Source organism: Candidatus Seribacter sulfatis (genome assembly GCF_964187635.1).
In the GTDB taxonomy this organism is placed as follows: Bacteria; Verrucomicrobiota; Verrucomicrobiia; order Opitutales; family Seribacteraceae; genus Seribacter; species Seribacter sulfatis.
In genome coordinates, this window is the sequence record NZ_CAXLMO010000003.1 from 17333 (window position 1) to 30302 (window position 12970).

7 protein-coding genes are annotated in these 12970 nt (G+C 43.6%); 2 read left to right on the forward strand and 5 right to left on the reverse strand.

Annotated elements, in window-relative coordinates:
- Positions 1-39: 39 nt before the first annotated feature.
- Complete coding sequence (locus tag ACKPQ5_RS00480) at positions 40-471, reverse strand: GNAT family N-acetyltransferase (protein WP_407677122.1); 432 nt, start codon at positions 469-471, stop codon at positions 40-42.
- 274 nt (positions 472-745) lie between these two features.
- Between ACKPQ5_RS00480 and ACKPQ5_RS00485 the strand changes: the two genes are divergently transcribed.
- Both ACKPQ5_RS00485 and ACKPQ5_RS00490 read left to right on the forward strand, forming a co-directional pair.
- Entirely contained in the window at positions 746-3601 is a 2856-nt protein-coding gene (locus tag ACKPQ5_RS00485) for an amidohydrolase family protein (RefSeq protein WP_407677123.1), read from the forward strand.
- Positions 3598-4890 (forward strand): amidohydrolase family protein, encoded by a 1293-nt coding sequence (locus ACKPQ5_RS00490; RefSeq protein ID WP_407677124.1) that lies wholly within the window; start codon positions 3598-3600, stop codon positions 4888-4890. The genes ACKPQ5_RS00485 and ACKPQ5_RS00490 overlap by 4 nt, the downstream gene beginning before the upstream one ends.
- A 207-nt stretch (positions 4891-5097) precedes the next feature.
- On the opposite strand, the gene ACKPQ5_RS00495 is transcribed toward ACKPQ5_RS00490, so the two are convergent.
- From ACKPQ5_RS00495 to ACKPQ5_RS00510, 4 genes are all read right to left on the reverse strand, one after another.
- On the reverse strand, positions 5098-6927 hold the full coding sequence (locus tag ACKPQ5_RS00495) for a sulfatase family protein (protein ID WP_407677125.1): 1830 nt from the start codon (positions 6925-6927) through the stop codon (positions 5098-5100).
- A gap of 51 nt (positions 6928-6978) precedes the next feature.
- Positions 6979-8469, reverse strand: coding sequence for a DUF1501 domain-containing protein (locus tag ACKPQ5_RS00500; protein ID WP_407677144.1), 1491 nt, complete (start codon positions 8467-8469; stop codon positions 6979-6981).
- Between the two features lie 7 nt (positions 8470-8476).
- Positions 8477-11287, reverse strand: coding sequence for a DUF1553 domain-containing protein (locus ACKPQ5_RS00505; RefSeq protein WP_407677126.1), 2811 nt, complete (start codon positions 11285-11287; stop codon positions 8477-8479).
- An 80-nt stretch (positions 11288-11367) separates the two neighbouring features.
- Positions 11368-12825 carry a sulfatase gene (locus ACKPQ5_RS00510; protein ID WP_407677127.1) on the reverse strand — a complete coding sequence of 486 codons (1458 nt, stop codon included), beginning with the start codon at positions 12823-12825 and terminating at the stop codon, positions 11368-11370.
- Positions 12826-12970: the final 145 nt, after the last annotated feature.

Consider the following 12970-nt stretch of genomic DNA (forward strand, 5'->3'; position numbering starts at 1 on the left):
CGACCTCAAAAAATATTAGTTTTGTAAAGAATATTGCAATTAGGAAGTTTTGTACCGGTAAACATTTGTTTCCCGTCCCTCAAATCCAATTGCTTGGTATAATTTGTTAGCAACTTCTCGGCTAGGACGGGAAGTTAAATCAGCACTTTTTGCACCCAGTTCTTTTGCTACATTCAAGGCATGGTTCATCAATTCTTTCCCGACTCCCTTACCCCGTGCCCTTTCATCTACAACCACATCTTCAATCCATGCTTTTGTCCCGGTAGGGATAGAAAAAACAACTAGGCTAAGCATTCCAAAAATAGTATCGCCTTCTTTTGCTACATAAAGCCGAGTACACTCCGAATTGGTAAGCTTTTGCAGAGTGCTCCCATTAATTATCTTTGCGGACTTGGAAAGTTGAGGTAAAAGACGATTCACGGCATCTAATGTCGCATCGTCAGCTTCAGTGATTTCAAATATCTTAATCATTTAATTTTTTTAAAATGTGTGTCTGTTATAAAAAAAGTATCTCTTTCCAATTGTCGATTAGTTTAACCATTCTTCAATATGAAATTTCCATTTTGTAAATGAATCAAAATTTGTTTCAATTCAGTCAATGTCTTGTGTGTGCGTTTGGCACGTTTTTTTCGTGACAACTTTTTCCAATGCTCACAGGGTAAGGATTGGTTATATTTTAATGTTCAAAAAATTCCATTTCATAATCAAATACCCAGTACCAAAATCTTACTACCAATATTTCATTATGATTTCTAGTACTCGAGCTTTCCTCTTTATCGGGTTATGTTTTTGTTTACTCAAACCGTTATATCCAAAGACCGAATACCCCTACCCTGGTGATCGTCCTAGTGGGATTACCCTGCATGCATTCGTAGGGGGAAATATTCAGGTGACCCCCGAAAAAAAAATCAAGGGAGGCACACTAATCATTCGTGATGGAAAAATCGAGGCAGTCGGAAAAAATCTAAAGATTCCCGATGGATGCAGAGAGTGGAACTGTACGAATCAAACAATCTATGCTGGTTTTATTGATCCCTACTTGCTCTCAGGCACCGAGAACCCAAAATTTCTTGAACTCAATCATGATGAGCATGTTCACGCAACCGCAGACCTTTCCTTTCATGGACTACCCTCCACCGGACAAGATCCTGGGGAAAAAGGCCCAGGTTTTGAAGTATCTGGTGTTCACCCACAAAGAAAGCTTATGGACGGACTTCAAGCAGAAGAAAAGAAATGGGGGGAATTGAGGAAATTCGGTTTCACATCCGCTCATCTTGTACCATCAGAAGGAATTTTTCGCGGAACCGGGCCATTTGTACTTCTATCAGATCAAGAACCAAATGAATTAATTCTAAAAAACGAAGTCTCTCAAATTATTGCCTTTGATCCAGTGGGGAAAAATAGTTCTCCTCCAGTTTATCCTGTTTCATTGATGGGGGTATTGTCAGTTATCCGGCAAAGTATACTGGAAACAAAATATGCAAATGAGCGGGTTCGATTCGAGATTAAAAATCAAGTGAATCTACGATTTATGCCTCATATTGGAATCCAAGCACTTTCTCGTAGTCTGGGAGAGAGAAAAAGTATGCCCATTTGGATTGAACCGGGAAGTTGCCTCATGAATGCAAAAGCAATGGAGATCGCTCAGGAATTTGAATTAAACAATCCAGTAATTATTGCAACTGGTGATGAGTGGCGAAATCCTGAAATCTCCCTTTCTCCACACCACGATTACATCCTCCCCATGATCTTTCCAACAATCCCTGACTTGCCCAATCCCGAGGATTGGGAGCAAGTTTCCCTGGATCAGTTAAGGGCATGGGATCACGCACCCAGTATGGCCCGACTTCTGAATGAAATGACTCGTACTATTTCTTTCACTACTTCGGAAACTGAACCCGGAGAATTTCATAAAAATCTTTTACAATCAATCGCCAGGGGATTGCCGGAAAACTCGGCCTTGGCCAGCCTGACCACGAACCCAGCACAAATTTGCGGAGTCGATAAAATCTGCGGAACATTGGAAGCAACAAAACTTGCCAATTTTTTTATTGTCGCAGGAGAGACCTACTTCACGGAAAATCCCAGAATTGAATCCACTTGGATTCAAGGCCGCCCTTTTTTCCATTATCCCGATAACGGGGTTACGGATTCAAATTCTACTCAAAAAATAAAAGAGCAAACGAGCAAATTAGCGCAGCATCCTTCCCAATTGAACAAACCGGTACTTCGTCCCACCTCTGTTCTTTTTTCCGGTTTTAAGCTATGGACCTGCGAAAACGAAAGTATTTTATTGGATCATGATATTTTAATTGAAAACGGAAAAATCTCGAAAATAGGACCAAAGCTGAAGAATGACATGCCCAAGGGGTGTCAAGTTATTTTGGGGAAAGGCAGGCACCTGACTCCCGGCATTATTGATTGCCACAGTCACGCCATGATCCTCGGCCGGGTCAACGAGTCTACCCTACCCTCCACCGCAATGGTTCGCATTGCAGATGTCGTCAATTCGGAGAGTGTAAATATTGAAAGACAGTTAGCAGGCGGCGTTACCATTTGTAATCTTTTGCACGGTTCGTCCAATCCAATAGGAGGGCAAAATGCAGTCATCAAGCTCAGGCTCGGCGAGTCTCCTAATAAGTTGATTTTCAAAAAAGCACCCAAGGGAATTAAATTCGCCCTCGGGGAAAATGTGAAACAAGCCAATTGGGGTGATAAGTACACCACTCGTTTTCCGCAGTCAAGAATGGGCGTGAAAATGTTTTTTCAAAACCGCTTCGGCGCCGCTATTGTTTATGAGAAAAAACTTAAAAATGCAGCCGTTAAGGGATTACCATTCAGGAGAAACCTTGAACTAGATGCGATCCTTGAAATCATTAGAGGGAAAAGGTTTATTCACTGCCATTCCTACCGTCAGGATGAAATACTCGTTTTCCTGCGTACGATGGAAGGCTTTGGCGTACGGGTGGGCAGTCTGCAGCATGTACTGGAGGGATATAAAGTCGCAGATGAAATTTCCCGCCATGGAGCGGGAGCCTCCACCTTTTCCGATTGGTGGGCTTATAAATTCGAAGTCTATGACGCGATCCCTTACGCTGGCGCAATTATGCATGAAAGGGGTTGTGTCGTCAGCTTCAATTCGGATTCTCCGGACCATGCTAGACGGCTCAATCTTGAAGCAGCGAAGGCGGTAAAATACGGCGGTCTTTCCGAAATGGAGGCACTCAAGTTCGTGACTCTCAATCCAGCAAAGCAGCTCGGTATCGATCCGTGGGTTGGCTCGCTCCAAGTGGGCAAGGACGCGGATATCGCCATCTGGTCAGGTAACCCACTCGACTACCGAAGCCGTTGCGTACAGACTTGGGTGGACGGAGTACTTTTTCATGAAATTGAAGCCTTAGCCAAACGCGATAAAAATAGAGCAGATGAAAGATTATCACTGGTTACCAAAGCTCAAAAATCACTGAAAAAGGATAATTCCATTGAGCCCTCGGAAAAAGCGAAGAGCAAGTTTTTCCATTATTCCCTTGAAAGTGCATGCGATCTATACCCCCATTCCTGCAGGTCCAATGAAAACCACGCCCACTGTCTTCATCAATGAAATCAATCGTTCTGCATCTCCACCTTTGGGCTATCCCGTTCTTTTTAATGGGAGAAACCACAACGCTTTATCGGGCAAAAAAGATTCAAGCTACCCCGTCCCAATTCTATCAACCCGGTGAAATCTTAATTGAAAATGGGAAAATCAGGGCAATTGGAAATTCAGTTAAAATCCCCAATGATTGCAAAATTATCGAATGGAGAAACTCGGAAATCTACCCCGGATTAATAAGTCCCGGTTCTTCACTTGGTCTCGCCGAGATCAACGCGCTTCGTGCTACAAGGGATCTATCTGAAGTGGGCACTCATACTCCTGCGATTGAGGGCTGGGTTGCAGTCAATCCCGATTCTGAACTAATTCCTGTTGCCCGAGCCAATGGAATCACCCACTCATTAATTATACCGATGGGAGGAATGATTTCCGGAACCTCAGGTTTACTTCAATTACACGGGTGGGGGATAGAAGAAATGGTGATTAAAAAACAGGTTGCACTTCACCTTTGGTGGCCGGGTCATGGATTATCCATCCCCCAACCAAGCCTAAAAAGTAAAACCAAGCCTAAATCAATTGCCGAGCAGGACAAAGAGAGAATAAAGAGAATTACCGAAATCAATGAGTATTTTGACCAAGCAATTGCCTATCAAAAGCTCAAACGATCCGGCGATCAAAGCTTTGTACTAATTCCTTCCTGGGAAGCAATGATTCCTATTGTGGAAGGAAAAGTACCGATCATGATTCATGCCGACGAATCAAGGCAAATCAAGGCGGCCGTTCAATGGGCACAAAAAAGAGGATATCAAATTGTTTTATCAGGAGCGCGCGATTCATGGAAACATGCTGATTGGTTAGCCGAAAACAAAATCCCGGTCATTTTTAGGCATATTTTTTCTGCCCCCCCTCATAGAAGCTCCCCGCATGATTATTATTTTAAAGCCCCTGGTATTCTTGCACGCGCCGGAGTTCCACTATCAATCGGTCTGCCATTAGGAGGATGGGCAACAGCCAACCAAAGAAACCTGCCCTACCATGCCGCTCACGGAGTAGCCCATGGTTTCAGTCGGGAAAAAGCATTAGCTTCGATTACTATCGAACCGGCAAAAGCATGCGGAATCGACCAGCGTTTGGGAACTCTTGAGAAAGGAAAAGAAGCCACTTTCATACGGACCTCTGGAGACTTACTCGATATGCGAATTTCTGTACTTGGCATGGTCATGCAGGGAGATGAAGTAAGTCTTGAAAGTCGGCATACTCGGCTCAACTTACGCTACCTAAATAGACCCAAACTTTAAATAATTATTCATTACAAAAAAAGGCATGTGGTTTGCCCAAACCACATGCCTATATTTGACATTGAAATTATGATAAGTTAATTGCCTGTAACTTTTTTCGAATGACAAATACTCATAAGCTGAGCTTAGAATGTAAGATATTTATTCTTATTTCCTTCCCTTTATTAGTAACATTCTTGCATTATTTAAAATTAATATAAAAGAAATTTAATTTTGAGAAAAATATTCTATCCTTCTATCATATTCTCCCTTAGGCGCGATAATCTTCAATAATTTTGGATTAAGTTCAAATCCATGATGATCGCGAAAGAATGTCACTGTGTTTAAAATTAACAATACTTCCACCGAAGACTCAGATACATTTGCTGTATCAATTAGACTTGGCATTGGATCAATTTTTTCAGTCAGTGCAAGAGCTTCAATCGCTCGCATCCTGAGCATTAAATTCTTGGAACTAAGCATTTTTTTTAAATGAGAAGAAAGAGGCTTCGCCTTTTGACCAAATTGTGAACACACCATAGACGCCCAGTATTTTTCCCATTCCGTTCCATTTTGAAAAATTTTAACAAGCTTGGGCATTGCTTTTTGAAATGAAAGCAGAGCAAGGTCAGCAACATCCACAAGTTTAGTAATTTCTTCGGAATGGTCCTGACCAAAAGCTAGCGGATTCTTCAAAGCACGATCAATCATGTGGCTTTCCGGATAAAAACTAAGGTCGTTGATCGCCTTTACCTTTCTTTGCAATTTCTCTCTTAATTCGGAAAGAATATCCTGCTTATCAGAATGACCGGATACATCATTCACTTCATGCGGATCTTCAGATAAGTCAAAAAGTTGCTCGGCCGGCCGGGCCTTAAAAAACTGGCTTTGTTCATCCGATAACTTCCCCCTCTTGAATAATTCACGCCATTCCTGAAAAGCAAGCATGCGATACCGATAATTATTTTGTAATCCATCAGGGTAGAAGCCCTGATAATTTCGAATATACTTCCATTTTCCTTTTCTGTATGTACGAACAAAATCATATTTTTCGTCAAAACGATCAGCATAACCAAAAGTTTCATCGCGGGCCTCCAATTCCTTAGCAGAAATTCCCCTTCCCATAAATGCCTGCCCGTCCAATCGTTTATCCACCTTTATACCGGCTAGGTTTAAAACGGTGGGTCCAAAATCGATAAAGTTTACAAAGCCATCTGTTCTCGTACCCCTTTTCAAATCGACCAAATTCTTAAAATTCTCAGGAATTCGAATCACTAAGGGAACATGTAGTCCGGACTCGTACGCATACCCTTTCCCTCTTGGCAAAACGCCACCGTGATCACCAAAATAAAAAACAAAAGTATCTTCAAGCACGCCATCCTCCTCAAGCCTCTTTAACACCCCACCGATTAACTCGTCGATCAATTCAATGCGATCATAGTAACGGGCATGAGTGTAACGAAAGGTAGGGGTGTCCGGGTGATAAGGATGCAGGTCAACTTCCCCAACTGGAGTTTTAGTCCTTTCATCTTCCATAACTTTTTTTGAGAAATGAAGCGATCCCTCATGAGACTGTGCCATTGACTGCATATAAAAGAATGGCGTGTCCTTGTTTGGTCGATTTCTCCAGCTTGCTTTATTACTCGACTCATCCCACGATTTAGTTCCATTAGATTTAAAATTATAATCCTGCTTACGGTTATTGGCACAAAAGTACCCTGAATCTCTAAGGATAGCGGACCACGGTAAAACTCCCTTTGGCAAACTGGCTAATTCCGCTTTACGGTGATATTGAAAACCTCCTCTTGGGGCTAAGATTCCCGTAGCCAGAGTTGAACGGGCTACGGAACAAACAGGTGCATTTGAAAAAGCATGATTAAAGGTGACTCCTCTTTCAGCCATTTTTTCCACATTGGGCATGCGACCGAATTTTGCCCCATAATGCTTTAGGTAATGAATAGAGTTATCTTCCGAAACTAAAAAGACAAAATTAGGTTTTTTGGCATGTGCCCAACCAACAAAAATAAGGAGCAGAAGAAAAAGAGAATATGCTTTCATGGATCCTCTTATGAGAGATTCACCTTTCAAGTCGACCGTAATACTATCAATTCATGCAATAATATCTTTGACCACATGACCGTGAATATCTGTCAGTCGAAAATCCCGTCCCTGATATCGATAAGTAAGTTTTCGGTGATCAATCCCGAGAAGGTGTAGAATTGTTGCATTCAAATCATGCACATGCATCGTATCTTGTGTCCAATGATCCATATTGGGCTTAATTACATTTCCGTCCCGATCTGTCAGGTTGTATCCGTACTGATCGGATTGTCCGTAAGTGATTCCGGGTTTCACTCCACCGCCCGCCATCCAGGTCGTAAATGCTCGGGGATGATGATCCCGGCCATAATTTTCTCTTGTCAATTTCCCCTGGCAATAATTAGTTCGTCCAAATTCCCCTCCCCACACAACTAAAGTGTCATCAAGCATGCCCAAACGTTTAAGATCCGTAATCAATGCATAACAGGCTTGGTCAATATCCTTGCATTGGGAACCGTGCTGACTGGGCAAGTTACCATGAGAATCCCAGCCTCTGTGAAAAATTTGTATATTGCGCACCCCGCGCTGAGCCATCCGTCTGGCATTCAGGCAGGAGGCGGCGAATGTACCGGCTGTCTTGGCATCCTCTCCATATAACTCAAAAACCTCGTCCGGTTCTTTACTATGATCCATCAGTTCCGGAATGGACGATTGCATACGATAAGCCATTTCGTGTTGTTTGATTCGGGAAAGAACTTCGGGGTCAGCAAAATCCTGATAGTGATTTTGGTTAAGAACAGAGAGGGCATCGAGCTGGGAACGACGATCACTTCGGGAAACTCCGGCCGGATTCTTCAGATAAAGAACGGGGTTTTCAGCCGCCCGAAAAAGAACACCCTGGTGATCGGATGGCATAAAGCCAGTGCCCCATAATCGATTAAACAGGCTTTGTTGCGGATGGTTACTCCGGGCATGCATCACCACATAATTAGGTAGATCCTCATTCATACTACCCAGTCCATAACTTAGCCATGCTCCCAAGCTCGGCCGGCCAGGGATTTGGCTACCGGTTTGGATATAAGTAATTGCTGGATCATGATTAATTGCCTCCGTAAAAGTGCCGTGCACGACACATAATTCTTTGGCCACCTTGGCAGTGTGCGGAAGCAACGAACTTACCCACACACCCCGGTCATTATTTTCCTGCTTTGTAAATTTGTACTTACTGGGAGCTAATGGAAGAGTTTTTTGACCAGAAGTCATTCCGGTAATCCGTTGACCATCCCGCACCTCCGGTGGGAGATCTTTCCCAAACTCGTCGTTTAATTTGGGCTTATAGTCCCACATATCAATATGGCTGGGCCCACCACTCATGAACAAGTAGATCACTCGCTTTGCCTTGGCCTGGTGATGCATCCCATCGAAAGATTTTTTGCCGAGCAAATCACTCCCTAATAATCCGGCCATTGCAGCTGTTCCTAAACCGAGGGCCGATCGGCCAAAAAATTTCCGCCGATTAACAGATAAGGAGTGATCGAGATGTAGGTCGCTTGGGTTCATCATTATTTTAATATAATAAAAGTGCAGGATCGCTGGCCAGCATAGTGGCCGCAACTTGAGTCCATGCGGCCACCTCTTCTGTATGAAGCTTTTGATCTACAGAAGAAAGCCCTTGCTCCATAAGTTTTAACGCATCGCTGGGATTCTTAGAATAGCGAGCCTTTGAATTTTGGAGTAATTCAGAAAGGGCATCGATTTCGATCGATTTTGGTTTTCGTGAGGTAAGTAATTCAAACAGATAATGAATCCGTGCAGTATCTTCGTCCGCATGACGAATTAAGCGTTCGGCTAATTTACGGGAAGCTTCCAATCTTTGGGTTTCGTTCAAAAGGGCCAATGATTGAAGAGAGGTACTGGTTCGGGAGCGCTGCACACAACTGGACTCCCGGCTGGGGGCATCAAAGAGGGACATCATGGGATGCGGGGATGTGCGCTTCCAATACATGTAGAGACTGCGACGATAAATACTATCATCAGTATCCATCTTGTAGTTTTTCGTATCACTGTTGGGATGGGACAAGGCGATCCACATTCCCGAAGGTTGATAAGGCTTAAATCCTTCTCCTCCAATCTTACGGTTGAGCAACCCGGAAGACCAAAGAGAAAGGTCTCGCACCACTTCAGCATCCAAGCGAAAGGAAGGCCCCCTGCCCCAGTTTTTATTCTCGGGGTCGGGAAAATCCACCCGACGGGCGGAAGATTGCCTAAAGGTCCGGCTGCTCAGAAGCTGGGCGAGTAAACGTTTGAGATTCCATCCGTTCTCCCGAAAATCCACTGCCAACCAATCCAACAATTCAGGATGAGTGGGATGTTCTCCCTGTAATCCAAACTCCTCAGGCGTACGTACCAACCCTTCCCCAAAGACCATAAGCCAAAACCGATTGACCAAAACCCTGGAGGTCAGGGGTTGCTCGTCACTGGTCATCCAATTGGCCAAGCCCAAACGATTGGAAGGACTCCCCTCTTTCATCTTGCCCAAGACGGAAAACACTCCGGGATTCAAGGCTTTGCCGATTGGCTTTGTATATTCCCCACGCTCCAAAATCTTGGTCTCCCGCCTACTTTGCTGAGGTAATTCGCGGGCAATAAGTGTGGTGGTAAGGTAATTTTTTTCGGAGTTAATTCTCTCGGCATTCAACACCTGGGCACGGGCAAGTAGATCATCCTTTGCAATTACATCTTTCTTGAGAAGTTCGATCTCGGCGATTTGCATTTCCTTTGAATAAACATCCACTAACTTCGGAAAGGTCAGCCGGTAATGCTGGTAGGATGAATTATTTTCAAATAAAATTTCTTTCTTTTGGCGACGCTTTGTAAAGCTGGGTACTTCTCCTTCTGAAATCACAGTAAAGGACTTACCATTAGTCGATCCTTCTAACTTGTAGGTTTTAGGGTCACGCCCAGGTGCATCCTCAGCTGAGGTTAGGCTTACCCCGGCAACGACTCCCAAACGGGTAATAATGGTCAACCCGCTTCCATTTCCATCCCGATTTAAATACTTGGTGCCTGGTCTGTCATCAATTGCCATTTCCGGTTTTTGGTTTCTGGGATAATTAGTGGAACTACCTCTTACCTTGTTTCCTGGCTTTCCAAGATCAGCATTGAGCAAATCGGTAAGTGAGGAAATGCTGTCATCCTTTCCGTTGTATTTTCCTGAATCCTTAACCTCTTTTAAAAATTCCGTTTCTTTCTTTAGAAAATCGTTCCATTTCTTTTTCGACACTGGATCCTTTGCCACAGTCAAATGATCGCCGTAGACATATTTGTTTCTATCCATCGATTCTTCTGCTGTGTTGTTGAAAAAAGCAAGAAACTCAAAGTATTCCTGATGAGTGATCGGGTCGTACTTGTGCGTGTGACATCGGGAACAGGTAAGCGATAAGCCAAGCAACGCAGTTCCAGTTGTTTCCACCCGGTCAAAATTGTTCTTTGCCTGCAATTCTTGACGAATTGCTCCACCCTCCCCCGATGTGGGATTCAATCGTACATAGCCAGTAGCAATTTTTTGATCCTCCGAAGGATTGGGCATCAAATCTCCTGCCAATTGGAAACGGATAAATTCATCGATGGGTTGATTGGCATTGAGAGCACGCACCACCCAATCCCGATAAGGATATATCCCCCGACGATTATCGAGGTGCAATCCATGGGTATCCCCGTAGCGTACTGCATCCAACCAGTAGCGCGAAACATGTTCACCGTAGTCAACTTTCGCAAACAAGCGGGCGAGAAAACGCTCGTAGGCATCTGGCTTATCGTCTCTTAAAAATTCATCTAACTCCTCTGGCTCAGGGGGTAAACCGTTAAGAATAAGAGAAGCACGCCTTGCCAAAGTCGCTCGGTTTGGTTCCTCGGCGAAACCAGATCCTGCTCTCTTCAGACCACGGGCAATAAAATGATCGACTGGATTGCCTGTTGGCTCCACTCGCCCTTTGGTCGGGGCAACAAAAGACCAATGTTGGGCATATTTGGCGCCCGACTTTACCCAATCCGCAATTAATTTTTTCTCCTGGGCAGACAAGGATTTCCCAAAATCCTCGGGTGGCATGGGGTCATCCTCATCAGCAATCCGAAATAAAAGTTCGCTCTCCATGAGGGCATTCGGGTCAATTGCATGGTAACCACCCAGATCTTTCTTTGCTAATTCCTCTAAATCGAGTCGAACCAAGTCTTTCTTTTTTGTGTCCGGTCCATGACAGGCAAAGCACTTGTCGGAGAGGATAGGCAGGATTTCTCGAGCAAAATCAGGCGAGTTATCTTTTCCATTAACAAGTTTAGTTAAAAAGAATGAACATAGTAAAGCAGGGAGAAACTTCATAGTAATAGCATTAGACTATAAAAATTTTAACTGTAAACAATCCCAATTAACAAAAAATATGGAAGATTGAACTACAAAGACTAGATCCCAGGAATAGGATCTTCGGGCCGCACTATTTCCCCTTCCCAAATCACATGATCTTTCTCCACGGTTAATATGCGACTCCGACTTCCCTTCGCGGGAGCTCTGTTGACTTTAGGTAAGAATTGTAAGTGCTCCTCGATAACTTTTCGGAATTTCGAGTCTTCGGCCAGATTTTTCCATTCATTTGGGTCATTGCGCATATCATACAGTTCTCGGGTTCCGTCCGCATACTGAATAAATCTCCAACCCTCTGAGCGGACTCCGTGATTACCTTGATTGTGCGTGGTAACTGCAGGGCGAATCCGGGTGGCATTCGCATCTTCTAGTTGCGGAAGTAAACTCAAACCCTCCAATTTTTCATTCTGAGGAAGATCACAAAGTTCAATCAGTGTAGGATAAATATCAAGCAACTCCACCGGTTTGCTACAAACTTGCCCAGCTTTCACCTTTGGACCGGAAAAGATAAGAGGTACCCGTGTGCTGTCATCCCAAAGCGTGTTTTTCCCGGTTATTTCTTTTTCTCCTAAATGCCACCCATGATCGGACCAAAGAACGATGATTGTGTTGTCGCGTTTCCCTGATTCTTCAAGTGCATCAATTACCCTCCCCACCTGGGAATCAATAAAACTAGTGCAGGCAAGATAAGAACGAACCAAATTTCTCCATTGGTTGGCTTCTTCTAACCAATTAAGGCGTACTTCCGGTAAATACCAATGCATGTACCACGAAAAACGAGGCGTATCTTGGCGATCATTACGAAGTATTTTGGGTAATACTGAATCATTATCAGGAAAAAGGTCAAACCACTGTTGAGTGGCATAGCAGGGTACATGAGGAAGGAAGAAACCCGTAGAAATAAAAAAAGGTTCATCTCTGTCCTTTTTCAGTTCTTCAATTGCCCAGCTCGCTACTTTATAATCCTGCTTATCTTCATCCACATGCGGAAAGACTCCCCAATCAACCAAGGGGTGATTCCCAAAAGGAGTGGTGACCAACTTTGTTTTTGGTTTTATCCCAACTCCAGATCGAACTCCAACATGATCAAATTCTTGATCACCTTTTTGTCTCCCATTAGATCCGTGATAAATCTTGCCCCCCATTGAAGTTTGATACCCGCCATATTTCTTTAAATACTGCGGTAGAGAAAAATGGTTCTTAAATTCAGGAAGGGTTCTAATCCAGGGAGCCAAGCCGTAAACGCCAGTAGAGGAAGGACGCATTCCGAACATAAGACTGGTCCGAGATGGATTACACAGCGGAGACTGGCAGTGTGCATTAGTAAATGCAGTTCCTGATTTTGCTAACTTATCAATATTAGGAGTACTGGCTAAGGGGTGACCGCCCATAAAACCAATCCAGTCATTTTGGTCATCAATGGCTAGCATTAAAACATTGGGCTTTTCTCCCAATAAGGAAACACAAACTGTAAAAAGTAGAAAGAAATAAAATTTCATCGGGATGAATCAAAATGAAACTCTATTTAAAAAGCAAGATTATGCTCGTTTTACCATTGATTTATTCACAAATCATGTCACGATGTGACCTTTATTCGTTTATTCACGGAAAGGTTAGGAAGTTTAATTTTAAATTTCCCGATCC

Excerpts from the sequence above, each read along its gene's own strand:
- ACKPQ5_RS00480 (WP_407677122.1), bottom strand. The coding sequence starts at position 471 with ATGATTAAGATATTTGAAATCACTGAAGCTGACGATGCGACATTAGAT.
- ACKPQ5_RS00485 (WP_407677123.1), top strand. The coding sequence starts at position 746 with ATGATTTCTAGTACTCGAGCTTTCCTCTTTATCGGGTTATGTTTTTGT.
- ACKPQ5_RS00490 (WP_407677124.1), top strand. The coding sequence starts at position 3,598 with ATGAAATCAATCGTTCTGCATCTCCACCTTTGGGCTATCCCGTTCTTT.
- ACKPQ5_RS00495 (WP_407677125.1), bottom strand. The coding sequence starts at position 6,927 with ATGAAAGCATATTCTCTTTTTCTTCTGCTCCTTATTTTTGTTGGTTGG.
- ACKPQ5_RS00500 (WP_407677144.1), bottom strand. The coding sequence starts at position 8,469 with ATGAACCCAAGCGACCTACATCTCGATCACTCCTTATCTGTTAATCGG.
- ACKPQ5_RS00505 (WP_407677126.1), bottom strand. The coding sequence starts at position 11,287 with ATGAAGTTTCTCCCTGCTTTACTATGTTCATTCTTTTTAACTAAACTT.
- ACKPQ5_RS00510 (WP_407677127.1), bottom strand. The coding sequence starts at position 12,825 with ATGAAATTTTATTTCTTTCTACTTTTTACAGTTTGTGTTTCCTTATTG.